The organism is Streptomyces sp. NBC_01017, assembly GCF_045162795.1.
Lineage (GTDB): Bacteria > Actinomycetota > Actinomycetes > Streptomycetales > Streptomycetaceae > Streptomyces > Streptomyces machairae.
Genome location: NZ_CP108683.1, coordinates 4,849,640 through 4,868,512 on the forward strand (window position 1 = coordinate 4,849,640; position 18,873 = coordinate 4,868,512).

Sequence of the window (18,873 nt, forward strand, 5' to 3'; positions counted from 1 at the left end):
CAGCTTCCCCGGGTCCGGATGACAGCGCTTTCAGCACGCACTTCGCAGTACTACCAACAAGTAACACATTGACTTCCGGTTAGGGCGCCCCTAGCTTGCAAGCGTTGTCTCGACGGGACCGAATCATCATCGGCCCATCCCTAGAGCCATTGCCATTATGGCTCTGACCTGCCTGATTATTCGATCAGGGCGATGACAACGCAGTCTCAAGAGGATCCGCACGCCCAGGAGAGACAGTGACGACGACCAAGACCTCCCCCACGTCCAGGACCACCACCAGAGCGTTCCGGTGTTCGGCCGCGCTCGCCGCCGGCGGGCTGCTCATCACCGCCTGCTCCTCCTCCGCCGGCACCGACTCCGGGCAGCCCGGAGCGCCGTCGTTCGAGGGGCGCGGCCCCATCACGTACGTGGCCGGCAAGGACACCACCGGCTCCGTCCAGCCGATGATCGACCGCTGGAACAAGCAGCACCCGAAGGAGAAGGTCACCTTCATCCAGCTGCCGACGGACCCGGACGCCCAGCGCCGGCAGATGATCCAGAACGCGGAGACGAAGTCCGACGCCTACACGGTGTTGTCCCTCGACGTCGTGTGGACGTCGGAGTTCGCCGCCCACCAGTGGATCGACAGGCTGCCGCAGGAGCGGTTCCCGCTGAGAAAGATGCTGAAGCCGGTGGTCGAGACGGCCAAGTACCGCGGCGGCCTCTACGCGGTTCCCGGCAGCTCCGACGGCGGAATGCTGTACTACCGCTCCGACCTGCTGAAGAAGGCCGGGGTCAGTCAACCCCCGGTCACCTGGGCCGAGTTGAAGGCCGCCTGCGCCAAGGTGAAGAGGCTGCCCGAGGCGGAGGACATGTCCTGCTACGCCGGCCAGTTCCAGAAGTACGAGGGCCTGACCGTGAACTTCGCCGAGGCCGTGAACTCGGCGGGCGGCACCGTCACCGACGCGAAGGGCACGCCCGACGTCGACACCCCCGAGGCCAGGAAGGGTCTGGACTTCCTCGTCGGCTCCGCGAAGGACGGCACGATCCCGGCGGAGGGCGTCACCTACCAGGAGGAGGACGGACGCCAGGCGTTCCAGGCCGGCAAGCTCGTCTTCCTGCGCAACTGGCCCTACATGTATGGGCTGGCAGCCAACAGCGGCATCAAGGGGAAGTTCGCGGTCGCCCCGCTGCCCGGCCTGAACGGGCCCGGCGCCTCCAGCCTGGGCGGCCACAACATGGCCCTGTCCTCCTTCGCGAAGAACAAGGCCACGGCCCTGGACTTCATCAAGTTCTTCACCAGCGAGGAGAACACGGCCACCCAACTCAAGGAAGCCTCCGCCGCCCCGCCGTACGCCTCCCAGTACGACGACAAGGCGCTGACCGCGCAGTACCCGTATCTGCCCGTGCTCAAGGAGTCCATCCTGCGGGCCGTGCCACGTCCGCGCGTCGTGCAGTACGGCGATGTGACCGCGGCGGTCCAACAGCACGCGTACGCCGCCCTGACCGGTGACAAGAGCAGCGCGCAGGCGCTGAAGGACCTGCAGGCGGCGCTGCAGAAGTCCGTCGCGCAGTGAGGGGCGGGGCCATGACCAAGACCGAGATCCCGCCCGGTGTCGACGCCGGGCCGTCCCGCGAACCCGTGACCCGCCGTCGGCTCACGGGGAAGCCGGCGCGCGCGACCGCCGGATCGGGGCGGATGGCGGCCCTGCTGGTGTCCCCGACCCTGCTGGTGCTGTCGATCGTCGTCATCTACCCGACGCTCATGGCGCTGAAGGAGTCGCTGTACGGGCCGAAGGGCCTGGACCCGGCGACCGGATTCATCAGCGACACCGAGCCGTTCGTCGCCCTGAAGAACTACGCCGACATCTTCGGCGCGGCCGGGGAGCGGTTCTGGAACGCCTTCTGGAACACCACCTTCTTCACCATCGTCACGGTCGGTCTGGAGACCGTGATCGGGGTGGCGATGGCCCTGATCATGCACAAGGCGTTCCGGGGCCGCGGCTTCGTACGCGCCGGGATCCTGATCCCCTGGGCGGTGCCCACGGCGATCTCCGGGCTGCTGTGGCGGTGGATCTTCAACAGCGACGGCGTCGCCAACGCCCTGATCGGCCATCAGATCCTGTGGACCACCGAGGGCTTCCACGCCAAGGTCGCGGTCATCGTCGCGGAGGTGTGGAAGACGGCCCCCTTCATCGGACTGCTCGTCCTGGCCGGCCTGCAGGTGATCCCGAAGGAGGTCTACGAGGCGGCCCGCCTCGACGGCGCACGTCCGCCCCGCCAGTTCTGGCACATCACACTGCCCTTGGTGAAGCCGGCGCTGCTGGTGGCGGTGCTGTTCCGCTGCATGGACGCGCTGCGGATGTTCGACCTGCCGTACATCCTCGTCGGCGCGCAGAAGCACTCGGTGGAAACCCTGTCCATGCTCGCGCAGAACGAGGCGTCCAACGTCCGCTTCGGACCGGCCTCCGCCTATGCCGTACTCCTCTTCCTCTACGTCTTCCTCATCGCCCTGGCCTTCGTACGGCTGCTCGGCGCGGACCTCGTCGGCGTGGGCGCCGCCCGCCGCGGGAAGAAGGCAGGACGCCGCCGTATGGAGGTGACGGCATGACGACCACCCTCACCGCGAGGACGACCGCCATCAGCACGCGGACGACGCCCGTCACCGCGAAGTGGCGCAGCGGACTGCTCTATGCCGGAGTTGTCGCCGTCGTCGCCTGCTGCCTGGCGCCCTTCTACTGGATGCTGGTCTCCAGCCTGCGCCGCACCTCGGACATCTTCGACACCTCGCTCGTGCCGTCCCCGGTGTCCTTCGAGAACTACCGGGCGGTGTTCGACCCGGCGCAGGGCTTCGGGCGGGCACTGCTGAACAGCCTGGTCGTCGCCGGTGTCACCACCGTCCTGGCGCTGGTGCTGGCCACGTTCACCGCCTACGCGATGGCCCGGCTGGAGTTCCGCGGCAAGCGGCTCATCCTGACCCTCGTCATCGCGACCTCGATGTTCCCGGTGGTGTCGATCGTGGTCCCGCTGCTGAAGCTGTTCACCGACGTCGGCTGGATCAACACCTACCAGGCGATGATCGTGCCGAGCATGTCCTTCGCGCTGCCGCTGGCGGTGTGGAACCTGACCACCTTCTTCCGGCAGATGCCGGACGAGCTGGAACACGCGGCGATGGTCGACGGCTGCACACGCGGCCAGGCGTTCCGCAAGGTCATCATCCCGCTGGCCGCGCCCGGCATCTTCACCACGGCGATCATCACGTTCATCGCCGCCTGGAACGAGTTCCTCATCGCCCTGTCGATGACCAACAAGCCCGACATGCAGACCGCGCCGGTCGCCATCTCCAAGTTCACCGGCGCCACGACGTACGAGACGCCGTTCGGCAGCCAGATGGCCGCGGGCGTCCTCGTCACGGTCCCGCTGGTGGTCATGGTGCTGCTCTTCCAGCGCCGCATCGTCGCCGGACTCACGGCGGGCGCGGCGAAGTAGCCGCCGCCTGCTGCGACTCCCCGAAGCCAAGAGAACGTCCGAAGAAGTGAACGACCGAGGAGATACACCACCTTGTCCTCCACCTCCGCACCCTGGTGGCGCAGCGCCGTCATCTACCAGGTCTACATCCGCAGCTTCGCCGACGGGAACGGCGACGGCGTCGGTGACATCGTCGGCATCCGCTCCCGACTGCCGTACCTGAAGTCGCTGGGCGTGGACGCCATCTGGATCAACCCCTGGTACAAGTCCCCGATGGCGGACCACGGTTACGACGTGGCCGACTTCCGTGAGATCGACCCGGTGTTCGGCACGGTCGCCGAGGCCGAGCAGCTCATCGAGGAGGCGCACGCGCACGGGATCCGCGTCATCCCCGACATCGTGCCCAACCACACCTCCGACCGGCACGCCTGGTTCCAGGAGGCGCTGGCGGCGGGCCCCGGCAGCCCGGAGCGGGAACGCTATGTCTTCCGTGCGGGCCGGGGCGACGACGGCTCCCTGCCGCCCAACGACTGGGTCTCCTGCTTCGGCGGGCCCGCCTGGACCCGGCTGCCCGACGGCCAGTGGTACCTGCACCTCTTCGCCCCCGAACAGCCGGACCTCAACTGGGAACACCCCGAGGTACGCGCCGAGTTCGAGTCGGTCCTGCGCTTCTGGTTCGGCCGCGGCGTGGACGGCTTCCGCATCGACGTCGCCCACGGCCTGATCAAGCACCCGGAGCTCCCGGACCTCCCGCCCCGCCGGGACCCGGACGACGGGCAGGCCTGGCAGCACGTCGACCATCCGCACTGGGACCGCGACGAGGTCCACGACATCTACCGCGCCTGGCGCAGGGTGGCCGACGAGTTCCCCGGCGACCGGTCCTTCGTCGCCGAGGCCTGGGCGGACACCCCCGAACGCCTCGCCGCGTACGTCCGCCGGGACGGCCTGCACACCGCGTTCAACTTCGACTTCCTGATGTCGAGTTGGCACCCGAAGGACCTGCGCGCGGTCATCGACGGCTCCCTGGAAATGCTCGGCGCGGTGGGCGCGCCCGCCACCTGGGTGCTGTCCAACCACGATGTCGTACGCCACCTCAGCCGGTACGGCCGCAAGGCCACCAAGCGCTGGGTGGCGAACACGTCGTACGAACCCGAGGGCCCCCTCGACCTGGAACTGGGCATCCGCCGTGCCCGCGCCGCCGCCCTGCTGATGCTGTCCCTGCCCGGCGGGGCCTACGTCTACCAGGGCGAGGAACTCGGCCTGCCCGAGGTCGAGGACCTGCCCGAGGCCGTGCTCCAGGACCCGGTCTGGGAACGGTCCGGCCACACCGACCCCGGCCGCGACGGCTGCCGGGTCCCGATCCCCTGGTCCGGCCGCAGCGCCCCGTACGGCTTCAGCCCGGACGGCGCCACCGGCGAGCCCTGGCTGCCGCAGCCCGCCGACTGGGCGCCGCACACCGTGGCGGCCCAGTCCGGGGACCCGGACTCCATGCTGGAGCTGTACCGCACCGCGCTGCGCCTGCGCCGTGAGCACCCCGCCCTCGGCGACGGCACGATGACCTGGCTGGAGACCTCCGAAGGCGTGCTCGCCTTCAGCCGCGAGCCCGGTTTCGTGTGCGTGGTCAACCTCTCGGCCGAGCCGTGTCCGCTGCCCGACCACACCTCGGTGCTGCTGGCGAGCGGTCCCCTGGAGGGTGCGGTGCTGGCGCCGGACCAGGCGGCCTGGCTGACGGTGTGACTCAAGGGCTCAGTCGAGCCCGCATCACGTCAGGGCGGGTCTCCGGGTGGCTCCCGGGTCCCGCCCTGAACTCTGGTGTCCCCTACCTGAACTCTGATGTCCCCTGCCGGACGGCCAGCACCCGCCGGATCCTTTCGAGTGAAGATCGACTGGCGGCACGCGTCCGCCCGGAGAGCCCCGGTTAGGAAGAAAACGATCTCGCGCCACTCGGCCACCAGCTCGTTTGCACTTCCTCAGGAGGCGACCGCCGTGCCCGTCCCCCCGCTCGACCACCGCGCCACCGGCTACAACCTCGCCCACGCCTACTGGCTCGCCCGCGCCTCCGACCTGGCCTACAAGGACGAGGCCACCATCGAGCGGCAGTTGCGGGAGTGGGGCTTCGACCGGGTCCGTCACCACCGCAGCGCGTTCACGCCGCCGTTCCCGCTGCAGGACACCCAGGCGTACACCGCGACCAACGAGCACATGATCATCACCGCGTTCCGCGGCACCGAGCCCGCCAACATCCGCGACTGGCTCACCGACGCCACCACGCCGCCCCGCCCCGGGCCGGCGGGCACCGGCCATGTCCACCACGGCTTCGCCGAGGCCCTCGACTCGGTCTTCCCGAAGGTCAAGGAGACGCTCGCCGAGTTCCACGACAACGGGCAGACCCTGTGGTTCACCGGCCACAGCCTCGGCGGCGCGCTGGCCATGCTCGCCGGCTGCCGCCTCTACATGGAGGACCCCGAGCTGCTGGCGGACGGCGTCTACACCTACGGGCAGCCGCGCACCTGCGACCGGCTGCTGGCGACCTCCTGCAACAAGGCGTTCAAGAACCGCCTGTTCCGGTTCGTCAACAACAACGACATCGTCCCGCAGCTGCCGCCCGAGCCCGTCTTCCACCACGTGGACGTCCTGCGCCACATCGACTCCACCGGCAAGGTACGGGAGACCACCTCCCTGCTCGGCGGCCTGAGCGACCGGGCCCGGGGCCTGACCGCGGACGCCTTCGCCCCCGCCGGGGACGGCATCCGCGACCACTTCATGGCCGGCTATGTCACCGCCCTGGAGCGCAACCTCGTCTGACCGCATGCCGAACTACGGCGCCGGGCTCTCGTCGCGGTGGACGACCGTGAAGTGGCGGATGCGGCGGACGTCGTGGAGGCGGCGCTCGGGGCCGGAGGACTCCAGCTCGTCGAGTACCGCGACCGCCAGGTCCTCCGCGCTGATCCACGAACGGCCGTCCGCGCCGGTGAGCAGGGTGTCGGTGCCCCGCCGGTAGCGGCCGGTCCGATCGCCGGGTTCCAGCAGGGCGGGTGGGCTCAGATAGACCCAGTCGGCCTCGGGGTGGGCTTCGCAGGTCCGCAACTGAGCCGTTCCGGCCGCCGCTACGGCCCGCCACTCGGCCGGCACGTACGCGGGGTTGTCGGCCACCAGCAGGTCGGGGTCGTCCGGGCTGCGCAACGCGCCGGCGCCCCCGACGACGAGGACGCGGATGCCGAGTCGGGCGGCGACGTCCAGCACCGTGCGGGTGACGCCGACCAGGAACTCCTGGTCGACCGGAAGCGTCCGGACGGTGAGCACGACGGCGCCCGCCGCGGCGCCCGTGAGCGCCTCACGCAAGGCGGAGGGGTCGTTCGCGTCGACCGCGATCGGCGTCACGTTCGGGCCCTGGCTCGGGGGTTTCCGGGAGAGGGCGAGCGCCTGGTGTCCGCGTGCGCCGGCCTCGTCGATCACCCGGCTGCCGACCATCCCGGTGGCCCCGAGTACGGCGATCGTCATGCCTGCCTTCATCGAACTCGTCGTCATCGAACCCGTCCTCATCGAACCCGTACTCCTCTCATCAGCGCCTTCGGCGAATTGAGCTGTGCCGCCAGCAACGCGGCCAGGGCGAGCGCGAAGCCGGCGCTCTGCGGCAGGCTCAGGGATTCGCCCAGGGCGAGGCCGACGACGGTCGCGACCAGCGGGGACAGCAGCACCAGCGGTGCGGACGCGCCGACCGGCAACCTGCCGATGCCGCGGAACCAGAGCGTGTACGCGATCAAGCCGCCGATGCTGCCGAGCCACAGGTAGCCGCCGGCCGCCCCGGCGTCGATCCGCTGCGGCACGCCCTCGATCGCGAGGGTGAGCGGGAGCAACAGCAGCCCGCCGGCGGTGAGTTGCCAGCCGGCCAGGGTCAGGGGGCCGACGCCCTCGGGACGGCCCCAGCGCTTGGTGAGGACGACCCCGCCGGCCATGGCGGCCGTGCCGCCGAGGCCGGCGAGCACTCCGACGGCGTCCAGGTGGGCGTCCGGCCCGAGCACGACGAGTCCGACGCCGGCGACGCCGATCACGCCCCAGGTCCATCGCCAGACCGTCGGCCGGTCGTGGAGCGCGGCGATGGCGAGCCCGGCGACGAGCAGTGGCTGGGTGGCACCGAGGGTGGCGGCGACACCGCCGGGGAGCCGTTCGGCGGCCAGGAACAACAGGGGGAACATGACGCCGATGTTGAGCCCGCCGAGGACGGCGGCCCGCCACCACCAGTCCCCGCGCGGCAGCACGCGCGTGATCGCCAGCCCGAGCAGCCCGGCGGGCAGGGCGCGCATCAGCGCGGCGAACATCGGGTGCCCGGGCGGGAGGAGTTCCGTGGTCACGGCGTATGTGGTGCCCCACGTCGCGGGGGCGATCGCGGTGAGGGCGACGGTTGCGGCGGTCGCGGCGGTTGTCACCGGCAGTGCGTACGAAGGCCGTATCGGGCCCGGTGACCGCTCGGTCAAGGAATGCATGTGACGCAGTCTCCGCAGTCACCCTCCATGACTCCAAAGCATGGTTGTCATCACAGCCATGAACCAGAACGATGGGAGCGTGGACCTCCAGCAGATGCGCTACGTCGTCGCCGTCGCCGAAACCCGCAACTTCACCCGGGCCGCAGAGCACTGCGACGTGGTGCAGTCGTCGCTCAGTCACCGGATCGCCGGACTGGAACGGGAGCTCGGGGTCCGGCTGTTCGCCCGCTCCAGCCGCCGAGTCGAGCTGACCAGCGCCGGGGAGGCGTTCGTCGCGGCCGCGCGCGAGTGTCTGGCCGCGGCCGGCCGCGCGGTCGCCGATGCCGCCGCGGCGACCGGAGTCGTACGGGGCCGGCTCGCCGTCGGTGTGATCGTGACGACGGCTGCCGTGGACGTGCCGGAACTGCTGCAGCGCTACCGCGCCCGGTATCCGGACGTCCACGTCGTCCTGCGCTCCGGACGCAGCGACGAACTGGCGACGGCCATCCGCGACGGCGACCTGGACATCGCCTTCCTGGGCCTGCCGGAGGGCGAGGCTCCGTCCGGCGTCGAATCCGTCGTCCTCGATCACGACGAGCACGCCCTCGTCGTGCCGGCCGGGCACCGGCTCGCGGGTGCTTCCCGGGTCACGCTGGCGGAGATCGCCGACGAGACGTTCGTGGACTTCGCGGCCGGGACACCGGCCCGCGCCCAGTCCGACCGGGCCTTCGCCGCGGCTGGTCTGGTCCGGGACGTCGCGTACGAGGCCGGCGTCGTCGAGCTGATCTCCCGGCTGGTCGCCCGCGGACTCGGCATCGCGCTGCTGCCGTCGGCGTACATCGGCCCGCTGGCCGCCGACGACCCCGAACTGGCCCTGGTCCGAGTGCTCGACGGACCGCATCGCCTGGAGTACCTGACGTGGAGCCGCTTCAACCCGAGCCCGGCGACGCGGGCGATGCTCGACGTCCTCGGGGTCGGACGTTCCTCGGGGAACTGACGGCGGCAGGGCGTACGGGGGAATGGTCACCGCGGGTCACGCCCCGTCGATCACCACCCCGTCGATCACCGCCAGATCCATCGGCACCAGCGTCGTGGACGTCAGCAGGGCGCGGATCAGGTGGTCGTTGAGGGCGTTGCCGACCGGTTCGCCGACCTCTTCTCGGGTCAGGCCGGGTACGCCGTCGCGGGACAGGCGCAGGCGTACGGCGTTGACGAGGTGCTCGACGCGTTTGTCGGTCCAGCCCTCGCCCGGGCGTACGTCGGCGAGTTGGGCGGCCGTCTGGCGCCAGGTCAGGGGCTGGGGGCGGGGTTCGTGCAGCAGGTAGCGCCGGCCCAGGGCGACCAGGGCGAGCCGCTCGGCGTCGGTCAGGGTCCAGACCCGGGGTGGCCGGGTGACGTCGCCGTGCCGTGGTGCCCGGTGGCCGCCCTCGGCGTCGGTGACGTAGACCTCCAGAAGGTGCTCGCGGCCCCCCGAACCGCCTGCGAACAAGGGGGTGTAGCCGGTGTCGAGGGGCAGCGGTTCCTCGTCGCGGAAGAGCAGGCGGCCGGCGGCGCAGCGGATCGGCAGACGGCCGGTGTTGCTGACCCACCAGTGCCCGTCGCGATGGGTGAGCGTGCCCTGGTGGCGGCTGACCTGGGGGTCGTCCTCGCCCAGACAGACGTGCACCTCGGGCCGGTTGCGCCCGAACAGCACCTCGCGGCCCGCCCCGGGGCCCAGCATCATGCCGCCGCCGATGGCGAGGGCGAAGAGCGTGCCGGGTACGGGCGCGGAGGCGCCGCGGGCGAGGCTGCCGTGGGTGGGAGGGAGGGCACGGCCACCGCTGGGGGCGGGCCGGGTGCGGGCGTGGTCGAGGGGGCGGTGGGGTCGGTGGCCTGCGATCATTTCGCCTCCGGCAGCTGCTCGGCGAGGTTCTTCAGCGCGTTGGCCGTCAGCGCCTCGGCCGTGGCGCACTCCTGCTCGGCCGGCCGCTGCCCAAGTACGGTCAGCCGGATCAGCTCGGTCGTGCGGTCGCCGACGGAGTTGGTGTACGTGCGGTGCGGTGCGTACACGACGCAACTGCCCTCGCCCTCCTCCTCCGGGGAGACGTAAGCCGTCGTCCCGGCGATGGGCTTCGGCCGTCCGTCGTCCTCCAGCCGGTTGTCCCGGGTGAAGGACAACTCCACGAAGGCCTTGTCGCCGTCCGCGCTCGCCCATTCGCAGTCCCAGTTGGCGAAACCGTAGTCCGACGGCCGGGTCCGCAGGTCCGGTACGCGGTCGAGCGCGGCGGTGTCGAGCAGCTTGCAGGCTTCGAGGCGGGCGAGCGAGGTGGCCGGCCAGGACTCCGCGCGCCGGGGCACCGGGCCCCGGTCCAGCACCGTGACCGCGTAGTCGGTGGCGGCGTCGGCCAGGGCACAGGGATCGGGGGCGCCGGCCTCCCGCCGCTCCCCGCGGATGATGATCCCCCGGCGGTCGGAGGTCCGGACGTACCGCTCGCAGTGGTCGCCGACGCGCGTCAAGGCGACGACCCGGACGTTGCCGACCCTGCGGACCTGCACGCCGCCGTCGAACTCCCGGGCCTCACTGAGGAAGTTGGCCTCGACACCGGCGACCTCGTCCCCGTCGTCGCCGAGTACGAGCACGTCACAGCGGTCCAACTCGCCGTAATCCGGGTCGAGTTCGGTGTCCCCGAAGCGACTCAGCGAGGCGGCGTCGAGCAGCCCGCACGGGTTGGCCGTACGGATGCCGCCGAGGGCGCCGGCCTGCGCGGCGGCCGTGGCGGAGGGCTTCGCGTCAGGGGCGCGGGGGGTGTCGTCCGGGTCGCCGCCCGACGTGGCGACGAGGATCCCCGCCGTGACCGCGGCCGCCACGGCCAGTGCCCCCGCCGAGATCGCCAGGGGGCGCCGCCGACGCCGTACGGCACGCGGCAGCCGGAGGGTGAGCGAGGCGAGGTGCAGGGTGTGGGCGTCGTGCAGCCTGCCCTGGACGTCGGGCGGCGGCGGGGCGGCCCGGGTCAGCAGCCGGTGCGCCTCGGCGGCGTCGGGGCGGCGCCGGGGGTCCAGTTCCAGCAGCGCGGCCAGCGGAGCGGTGAGCCGGCCGGCCCGCTCGGCGGGTTCGAGGTGCCCCTCGATGGCCCGGGCGACGTAGGCCATCGGGTGCTCGGCCACGCCGTACGGCGACTGCCCCTCGACCGCCGCGAACACGCTGGCGCCGAGGGAGAACACGTCGGCCTTCTCGTCCGCCGGCCGTCCCTTGGCCAACTCGGGTGCGAGGTACTTGGGCTTGCCCCGCACCACACCCGTGGTGACCGTGTGCGTCTGCGTGACGTCGCTCCACAGGGCGCGGGCGATGCCGAAGTCGGTCAGCCGGGCGACCCCGTCCTCGGTGACCAGGATGTTCTCCGGCGTGACATCGCCGTGCACGACGCCCAGGGCATGCGACTTCGCCAGCGCGGCGGCGATCTGGGAGCCGACGGATCCGGCGTCCTCGGGCGGGAGCGGGCCGCTGTCGGCCACGATCTGGGCGAGGCTGCGGGAGGGGACGTACTCCATGACGATCCAGCAGGTGGCGTCAGCACTGGCACCCTCGCCCGTCTCCTCGACGAAGTCGAAGACCGGCACGATGTTCGGATGGTGCAGCCGCGCGGCGTACTGCGCCTCCTTCCTGAGCCTTCTGGCGGCCTGTTCGTCGTCCGGGCGCGCGCACTTGACCGCGACGATCCGCTTCAGCGTCTCGTCCCAGGCCTGCCAGACGACCCCCATCCCGCCGCTGCCGATGGGTTCACGGAGGAGGTAGCGGCCGGCGACCTCGTGCCCGGCCTTCAACGTCAACACGGTCACGGAGTGTACGTAGCCATGGCCCAACAGTGACTGTTTTCACGGGACTTCATGCGGACGAGCACAGGACCCTCTCAAGGCGTCGGCCTGCCGCCCGGTCTCAGGGCGTCGCCCGCCCGCTCGGCTCACTTCGTGCCGACCGTCCGCAGCACCGTCACCGCCAACGTCCGTGCCGCCTGCACCACTTCGGTGAGCGACACCCGCTCCCGCTCACTGTGCGCCACCCGGATGTCCCCCGGCCCGAACTGCAACGTCGGGATCCCCGCCCCGGCGTACAGCCGCAGATCGCTCCCGTACGGCGCCCCGCACTCCCGCAGCCCCGCGGCTCCCCCGGCGTCGGCATGGGCGTTCCGGATCACCTCCGGCAGGGGATGCCCCTCCGGCAGCCGCCCGCCGGCGAACTGTCCGCCCGGCCAGGTCACGGTCGCCGGATGCTCGCGCAGCCAGGGGTCCGCGGCGCACGCCTGCGCCACGCACTGCTCGAACGCGGCCCGCGCCCGCGCCGGGTCCTCCCCCAGCCGCACCCCCAGCCGCCCCTCCGCGACCAGCAGATCGGGCACGCTGCTCGCCCAGTCCCCGGCGTGCAGGGTCCCCACCGACAGGGCGTAGGGGATCGGGTGCTCGGCCATCAGGGGATGCGCGTCCCGGTTGCGCTCGGTCTCCAGCACCGCCAGCGCCCGGTGCAGCGGCAGATACGCGTCGACCGCGCTCGTGCCCTGGTCCCGCGCACTGCCGTGTGCCGCCTTGCCGGGCACGGCGATGCGGAAGGTCAGCGCGCCCGCGTTGGCGGTGACGAGTGCGCCGCCCGTCGGCTCGGCGATGACGCAGACGTCGCCCCGGTGGCCGCGCCGCAGCGTGCCGAACGCGCCGAGGCCGCCGTCCTCCTCGCCCACGACGAAGTGCACGCCGACCCGCCCGCGCAGCCGCACCCCGGCGGCCCGTATCGCCGCGAGCGCGGCGAGGTGGGCCACCAGGCCGGCCTTCATGTCGCAGGCGCCCCGGCCGTGGACGACGTCCCCGACCACCCTGGGCACGAACGGATCGCCGGCCCAGGCGTCCAGGTCCCCCGGCGGTACGACGTCCACGTGGCCCTGGAGGACGAAGGTGGGCCCGTCGCCGCCGTCCTCCGTCACCCCGACCAGGCCCCAGGCCTCCTCGCGTTCGGCCTCCGCCCCCGGGAACCCGGGGTCCGCGCGCAGCGCGTCCAGGTCCATGGACCACAGGTCGACCTCAAGGCCGAGCCGCTCCAGCCGCCCCGCCAGCAGATGCTGGAGCTCCGACTCGGCCGCGCTCCCGGTCACGCTGGGCACGGAGATCAGCTCCAGCAGCGTCCGTCCGATCCCGGCCTCGTCGATCCCCGCCAGTACGGCGCTCTCCACGTCGCTCAGCACGATGACGCTCCTCCCCTCGACCACCGGGCACGACGCACGCCCCGCCCGAACAGATCGTGGCCCATGCCACGAGATCCGAACCCGGGAGACCCGGTCCACGGCGTACGACCCATGGAGATCCGAGAGCGTGCGGCCCTCAGCCGGAACCGCCCACCGTGAACCCGATCGCCGTCCCGCCCCCGTCCCGCCGGAACGCGAACGGCGCTCCGCCGTGCGACAACGCCACCTCCCGCACGATCGACAGCCCCAGCCCGGACCCCGGCAGCGACCGTGCGTCGGCGGCCCGGTAGAAGCGGTCGAAGACCCGGATCAGGTCGTCCTCGGCGATACCGGGCCCCCGGTCGAGGACCTCGACGCGCACCGTCCCCGGCCGGGCGGGCCCGGCGACGTTGATCTCGATCGGCGCGGTCCCCTCGCGGTCGAACTTCGCCGCGTTCTCGACGAGGTTGGTCACCGCGCGCTGAAGCATCGCCGGCCGCCCCTCCGTCGTCGTCTCCCCGCACGCGCGGACCACGATCCGCCGTCCCGTACGCCGCCGGGCGAGCCCGGCGACGTCCTCGGCGATGTCGGCGAGGTCCACCCGCTGGTCCGGTTCGGCGTCGGACTGCCCGGCCGCCAGGTCGACCAGCTCATTGACGAGGTCGGTCAGTTCGCGCGCCTCCTGGCCCAGGTCCGCGACCAGTTCGTCACGGGTGTCGGGAGGCAGTTCGTCGATGCGGCGCAGCAGGGAGATGTTCGTACGGAGTGAGGTGAGCGGGGTGCGCAGCTCGTGGCCCGCGTCCTGCACCAGCCGCCGCTGGTCCTCCTCCGACTGGGCGAGGCGCCCCAGCATGCGGTCGAAGGCGCGGCCCAGCCGGCCGACCTCGTCGTAGCCGGTGACCGGCACCTGGATGCCGAGCCGCCGGGTGCGGGCGACGTCCTCGGCGGCGGAGGTGAGGACGACCAGGCGGCGCGTGATACGCCGGGCCAGCCACCAGCCGAAGAGCCCCGCAAGGGTCACCACCGCCGCCATCAGCAGCAGTGTCCGCTGCTGGAGTGCCCGCAGCAGGTCCTCGGTGTCGCTGAACTCCTGGGCGATCTGCACCGCGCCCCGGCCGCCGCCGAGCGCGACGGTCGCGACGCGGTAGACGTCGCTGCCGACGTCGACGTCCTTGTGCTGGACCATCCGCCCGGCCGTCCCGTCGGCCGCGATCCGCCGGTCGGCCGACGTGACCGGCAGTCCCGGTCGCCCCGGGTCGACGACGGCCCCGTCCGGGCCCAGCACCTGCACATCGGTACGGGCGGGCCGTACGAGATCGTGGCCCGGCGCGGAGGAGGAGAAGTCGTTCGGGGTCATCGGCCGCTGCCGGACCTCGCCCCGCAGGTCCTGTACGACCTCGTCGAACACGGACTCCTGGTCGACCCGCACCAGCCGGGCGGCGGCGGTGTACGACAGCAGGCCGACCAGGACGGTGACCACGGCGGTCACGGCGGCGAAGGACAGGGCGAAGGTGGTGCCCAGTCCTGTGCTGCGTCGCGCTGTCAGCAGCTTCCCGAGCCGCCGCCGGGCCGCGCCCACTCAGTCCTCCCGCAGCACGTAACCCACCCCGCGCACCGTGTGGATCAGCTGCGGCGCGCCCGGCTCGTCGAGCTTGCGGCGCAGGTAGCCGACGTAGACGGCGAGGTTCTTGGAGCCGGGGCCGAAGTCGTATCCCCAGATGCGGTCGTAGATGGTGGAGTGGTCGAGGACGATGCCGGCGTTGCGGGCCAGCAGCTCAAGGAGCTCGAACTCGGTCCGTGTCAGCTCCAGCTCCCGCCCGCCCCGCCACGCCCGCCGCGCCTGCGGGTCCATCCGCAGCCCGGCCGCCTCGATCAGCCGGCCGGAGGGTTCGGGGGTCTGCGGCTGCTTCGGTACGTCGACGGGGACGCCGTTCGCCTCGCTGGTGCGGCGCAGCAGGGCGCGCAGCCGGGCGAACACCTCCTCGACGTCGAAGGGCTTCACCACGTAGTCGTCGGCGCCCGCGTCCAGGCCGGCGATGCGGTCCTGGGTCTCCACGAGCGCCGTCAGCATCAGGATCGGGGTGCGGTCGCCCTCGGCGCGCAGTACCCGGCAGACCTGGAGGCCGTCGATGCCGGGCATCATCACGTCCAGCACCAGCACGTCCGGCGGCGTGCGATGGGCCTGCGCCAGCGCCTCGACGCCGTCGGCGACCGCGGTGACCTGGTAGCCCTCCAGGGTCAGCGCGCGCTCCAGGGCGTGGCGGATGGCGCGGTCGTCTTCGGCGAGGAGAACAGTCTGGGACACGGGTTCAGTCTGCCAAGGCCTCCGGCGGTTCGGCCGTTTCGGGTGCGCTGCAGTTGCCCTTCTTACTGGGATCTCACCGTCACACGGCCGTCTCCGGGGGCTCCGCCCCCGGACCCCCGTTTCGGCCTGAACGGCCTCGTCCTCAAGCGCCGGACGGGCTGGAAATGGCCGCCAGCTGCTCGGCGAAGGGCACCACCTCGAGCTCGGCCCTTCTCTGGGCGGGCCGTCCGGCCATCAGGCTGACCAGTTCCCCCGCCGCCCGCTCCACGCGCCCGTTCAGCCCCTCGGCGCCCCAGTCCTCCGAGGCGGCGTACACGCCGGTCGGGACGACCACGGCCCTCAGGTGGGCGAAGAGCGGACGCAGGGCGTGCTCCAGGACCAGGGAGTGCCGGGCCGTGCCGCCGGTCGCTGCGATCAGCACCGGGACACCGGCCAGCGCGTCCTTCTCGATCACGTCGAAGAAGGACTTGAACAGGCCGCTGTACGAGGCCGAGAACACCGGCGTGACGACGATGAGCCCGTCGGCCGAGGTCACCGCGTCGATCGCGGCGGCGAGCTGCCGGCCGGGGAAGCCGCTGGTGAAGTTGTGCGCGATCTCCACGGCGAGGTCGCGCAGCTCGACGACCTCCACCTCCACGGGGTCCGCGGCCAGCCGGCCGGCCGCCGCCGCCAGCCGGTCGCCCAGCAGCCGCGTGGAGGACGGGACGCTCAGCCCCGCGGACACGACGACGAGCTTCATGCGACGGTCACCTCTTCCGAACCCTTCTTCGCCAGCAGGGACGCGTGCGTGGGCGCCTCCGGCACGTCGGCCGGCCGCCCGGCCGCGAACTCCTTGCGCAGCACCGGCACGACCTCCTCGCCGAGCATGTCGAGCTGCTCCAGGACCGTCTTGAGCGGCAGCCCGGCGTGGTCCATCAGGAACAGCTGGCGCTGGTAGTCGCCGGCGTACTCGCGGAAGGAGAGCGTCTTCTCGATCACCTGCTGCGGGGAGCCGACCGTCAGCGGCGTCTGGTCCATGAAGTCCTCCAGCGACGGGCCGTGCCCGTACACCGGCGCGACGTCGAAGTACGGCCGGAACTCACGGATCGCGTCCTGCGAGTTCTTCCGCATGAAAACCTGCCCGCCCAGCCCGACGATCGCCTGCTCGGGGGTGCCGTGCCCGTAGTGGGCGTACCGGGACCGGTACAGCTCGACCATCTGCTTGGTGTGGTCGGCCGGCCAGAAGATGTTGTTGTGGAAGAAGCCGTCGCCGTAGTACGCGGCCTGCTCGGCGATCTCCGGCGAGCGGATCGAGCCGTGCCAGACGAACGGCGCCACACCGTCCAGCGGGCGGGGCGTGGACGTGAAGCCCTGGAGGGGCGTACGGAACTTGCCCTCCCAGTTCACGACGTCCTCGCGCCACAGCCGGTGCAGCAGGGCGTAGTTCTCGATGGCGAGGTTGATGCCCTGCCGGATGTCCTGGCCGAACCAGGGATAGACCGGGCCGGTGTTGCCCCGGCCCATCATCAGGTCCACCCGGCCGTCGGCCAGGTGCTGGAGCATGGCGAAGTCCTCGGCGATCTTCACCGGGTCGTTGGTGGTGATGAGGGTGGTGGAGGTGGAGAGGACCAGCCGCTCCGTCCGCGCCGCGATGTAGCCGAGCATCGTCGTCGGGGACGACGGCACGAACGGCGGGTTGTGGTGCTCGCCGGTCGCGAAGACGTCGAGCCCGACCTCCTCGGCCTTCAGCGCGATGGCGACCATGGCCTTGATGCGGTCGCGCTCGGTCGGCGTACGGCCCGTGGTGGGGTCCGGCGTGACATCGCCGACGCTGAAGATCCCGAACTGCATGGTCGCTCACCCTCCAGGTTGTTGACGCTTCAACTATACCTGGAGAACGGAGACCCCGCGGCGACTATTCCCGGCCCGCCGAAACCACTGCCGACCTGCCCGGACGATCCCGGCCCGCCGTGCTTACCGCCAGCGCGGATCCCTGCCGGTTCGCGCGAGCAGGCGCTCGAACCGCGACGCGCCCTCCGGCTCGGGGGCCGGCTCCCCGAACACCCCCATCTTCCTGGCCGTCGGCGCCAGCGTGTCCACCGCGCCGGCGAGCTCCGCCACGACCGCCTCGTCGGCGCCCGGGCAGTCCTGGCCGGTCGCCCGGGCCAGGTCCCACACATGCACCGTCAGATCGAGCAGCGCCATCGAGCCGACCAGCCGCGCGGGCATGTCCATCCCGCCGGTCGTCCCCTCCTCGGCGCCGGGCGCGGACCAGGCCGCCACCAGCCGGTCCGCCTCCAGCGCGAGCCCCTCGCGCCACTCGGCGTTCCCGGTGACCCGGTCCGGGGTGTCACCGAAGTCCGACGCCTCCTTCGCGGCCAGCCGCTGGAACTGCACGATCACCTGGTAGAGGTGATTGACCAGGGCCTTCACGTCGTACTCCGCGCAGGGCGTGGGCGCGACGAGCGCCGTGTCGGGAATGCCCCGCACCACCGGAACCGCCCGCTCACGCGCCATCGCCAGCAGCTCGCCGATGCCGTACGTCTTCACACTGTTCGTGTCCATGCCTCGACGGTAGGGACATCGGCGGCTGCCCTTCTTGAAGAAACGCGACGTACGATCCCGCCATGGAGGCACCCCGCCACGACACCCGCGGGATCGTCGACCCGGCCGCGCTGCTGAACCGCGTCCGGTTCCGCCGCCACGAGCCCGCCGAGCCGCTGCGCCGGTACGTCGAGTGGTACTGGCTCATCGACTGGGACCTGCCCGCGCCCTACGCCTCCCACATCGTCCCGCACCCGGCCGTGAACCTCACCTTCCAGTGGGACGAGGACGAGGGTCCGCCGTATGCCGAGGTCACCGGCGTCGCGCTCGGCCTGTACACCCGGAAGCTGACCGGCCGGGGCCGGGTCTGCGGGGCGAAGTTCCGGCCCGGCGGCTTCCGGCCCTACGTCCCCGAGGCGCCGGTGTCGCGGTGGACGGGCCGCGCGCTGCCCGCCCAGGAGGTGTTCGCGCAGGCCACGGGCGACGCCGCCCACGCGATCGTCACCCCTGCCGAGGACGCCGCCCGCGTGGCCGCCCTCGACGCCTTCCTGCTCGCCCTGCCCTGCACCCCGGACCCGCAGGCCGACCTCGCCATGGACCTCGTCCGGCACATCCGCGCCGACCGTACGGTGCGCCGCGTCGGCGACTTCGCCGAGGAACAGGGCCTGTCGGTGCGGGCGATGCAGCGCCTCTTCTCGACGTACATCGGCGTCAGCCCCAAGTGGTGCATCCTCCGCTACCGCATCCACGAGGCCCTGGACCTCGCCGGCACCCGCACCGACGTCGACTGGGCCACCCTCGCAAGCGAGCTCGGTTACGCCGACCAGGCCCACCTCGTCCGGGACTTCACGGCGACGGTGGGGGTGCCGCCGACGGCGTACGCGGCGGACGCGGCGGACGGCCGGTCCGGCGGCACCGGCAGCACCGGCAGCACCGGCGACTAAGGATTGGC

At 71.9% G+C, this 18,873-nt stretch carries 17 protein-coding genes; 7 read left to right on the forward strand and 10 right to left on the reverse strand.

The features are described 5' to 3' along the window. Nucleotides 1–236 precede the first annotated feature (236 nt). The 5 genes from OG331_RS21960 to OG331_RS21980 all read left to right on the forward strand — a co-directional run bounded on the left by OG331_RS21960 (nt 237) and on the right by OG331_RS21980 (nt 6,252). Nucleotides 237–1,556 (forward strand): ABC transporter substrate-binding protein, encoded by a 1,320-nt coding sequence (locus OG331_RS21960; RefSeq protein ID WP_406198792.1) that lies wholly within the window; start codon nt 237–239, stop codon nt 1,554–1,556. Nucleotides 1,557–1,567: 11 nt separating this feature from the next. Then, the gene (locus OG331_RS21965) at nt 1,568–2,590 is read left to right on the forward strand and encodes a carbohydrate ABC transporter permease (RefSeq protein WP_406198794.1); all 1,023 of its coding nucleotides are present in this window, start codon (nt 1,568–1,570) and stop codon (nt 2,588–2,590) included. After that, nucleotides 2,587–3,468, forward strand: a complete 882-nt coding sequence (locus OG331_RS21970; protein WP_406198796.1) for a carbohydrate ABC transporter permease — start codon at nt 2,587–2,589, stop codon at nt 3,466–3,468. The genes OG331_RS21965 and OG331_RS21970 overlap by 4 nt, the downstream gene beginning before the upstream one ends. 72 nt (nt 3,469–3,540) lie before the next feature. Next, complete coding sequence (locus OG331_RS21975) at nt 3,541–5,184, forward strand: glycoside hydrolase family 13 protein (protein ID WP_406198799.1); 1,644 nt, start codon at nt 3,541–3,543, stop codon at nt 5,182–5,184. A gap of 249 nt (nt 5,185–5,433) precedes the next feature. Next, nucleotides 5,434–6,252, forward strand: coding sequence for a lipase family protein (locus OG331_RS21980; protein ID WP_406198801.1), 819 nt, complete (start codon nt 5,434–5,436; stop codon nt 6,250–6,252). A 12-nt stretch (nt 6,253–6,264) separates the two neighbouring features. Here the strand turns inward: OG331_RS21980 and OG331_RS21985 are convergent, their stop codons facing one another. Together OG331_RS21985 and OG331_RS21990 are read right to left on the reverse strand one after the other, a co-directional pair. Continuing rightward, entirely contained in the window at nt 6,265–6,975 is a 711-nt protein-coding gene (locus OG331_RS21985; RefSeq protein ID WP_406198804.1) for an NAD(P)-dependent oxidoreductase, read from the reverse strand. 11 nt (nt 6,976–6,986) lie between these two features. Then, nucleotides 6,987–7,931 (reverse strand): EamA family transporter, encoded by a 945-nt coding sequence (locus OG331_RS21990; protein WP_406198807.1) that lies wholly within the window; start codon nt 7,929–7,931, stop codon nt 6,987–6,989. 79 nt (nt 7,932–8,010) lie between these two features. Here OG331_RS21990 and OG331_RS21995 point away from each other — a divergent pair, with 79 nt between their 5' ends. Beyond that, a complete protein-coding gene (locus OG331_RS21995; protein ID WP_406210188.1) occupies nt 8,011–8,907 on the forward strand; it encodes a LysR family transcriptional regulator in 897 nt (298 codons plus the stop codon). A gap of 36 nt (nt 8,908–8,943) precedes the next feature. Here OG331_RS21995 and OG331_RS22000 read toward each other — a convergent pair whose 3' ends face one another. The 8 genes from OG331_RS22000 to OG331_RS22035 all read right to left on the reverse strand — a co-directional run bounded on the left by OG331_RS22000 (nt 8,944) and on the right by OG331_RS22035 (nt 17,942). Then, on the reverse strand, nt 8,944–9,792 hold the full coding sequence (locus OG331_RS22000) for an FHA domain-containing protein (RefSeq protein WP_406198809.1): 849 nt from the start codon (nt 9,790–9,792) through the stop codon (nt 8,944–8,946). Next, a complete protein-coding gene (locus tag OG331_RS22005; RefSeq protein ID WP_406198812.1) occupies nt 9,789–11,726 on the reverse strand; it encodes a serine/threonine-protein kinase in 1,938 nt (645 codons plus the stop codon). Before OG331_RS22005 ends, OG331_RS22000 begins: the two co-directional genes overlap by 4 nt. 122 nt (nt 11,727–11,848) lie before the next feature. After that, complete coding sequence (locus OG331_RS22010; RefSeq protein WP_406198814.1) at nt 11,849–13,114, reverse strand: ArgE/DapE family deacylase; 1,266 nt, start codon at nt 13,112–13,114, stop codon at nt 11,849–11,851. A 136-nt stretch (nt 13,115–13,250) separates the two neighbouring features. Then, a complete protein-coding gene (locus OG331_RS22015) occupies nt 13,251–14,672 on the reverse strand; it encodes an ATP-binding protein (RefSeq protein WP_406198816.1) in 1,422 nt (473 codons plus the stop codon). Further along, a complete protein-coding gene (locus OG331_RS22020) occupies nt 14,673–15,398 on the reverse strand; it encodes a response regulator transcription factor (RefSeq protein WP_406198818.1) in 726 nt (241 codons plus the stop codon). It abuts the gene before it with no gap. Between the two features lie 142 nt (nt 15,399–15,540). After that, nucleotides 15,541–16,137: an FMN reductase gene (locus OG331_RS22025; RefSeq protein WP_406198822.1), complete on the reverse strand. Its 597-nt coding sequence runs from the start codon at nt 16,135–16,137 to the stop codon at nt 15,541–15,543. Continuing rightward, a complete protein-coding gene (locus tag OG331_RS22030; RefSeq protein WP_406198824.1) occupies nt 16,134–17,228 on the reverse strand; it encodes an LLM class flavin-dependent oxidoreductase in 1,095 nt (364 codons plus the stop codon). The genes OG331_RS22025 and OG331_RS22030 overlap by 4 nt, the downstream gene beginning before the upstream one ends. Nucleotides 17,229–17,351: 123 nt before the next feature. Continuing rightward, nucleotides 17,352–17,942, reverse strand: a complete 591-nt coding sequence (locus OG331_RS22035; protein ID WP_406198826.1) for a TIGR03086 family metal-binding protein — start codon at nt 17,940–17,942, stop codon at nt 17,352–17,354. 62 nt (nt 17,943–18,004) lie between these two features. On the opposite strand from OG331_RS22035, the gene OG331_RS22040 reads away from it, so the two are divergent. Beyond that, complete coding sequence (locus OG331_RS22040) at nt 18,005–18,865, forward strand: DUF6597 domain-containing transcriptional factor (protein WP_406198828.1); 861 nt, start codon at nt 18,005–18,007, stop codon at nt 18,863–18,865. The last annotated feature ends 8 nt before the right edge of the window (nt 18,866–18,873 follow it).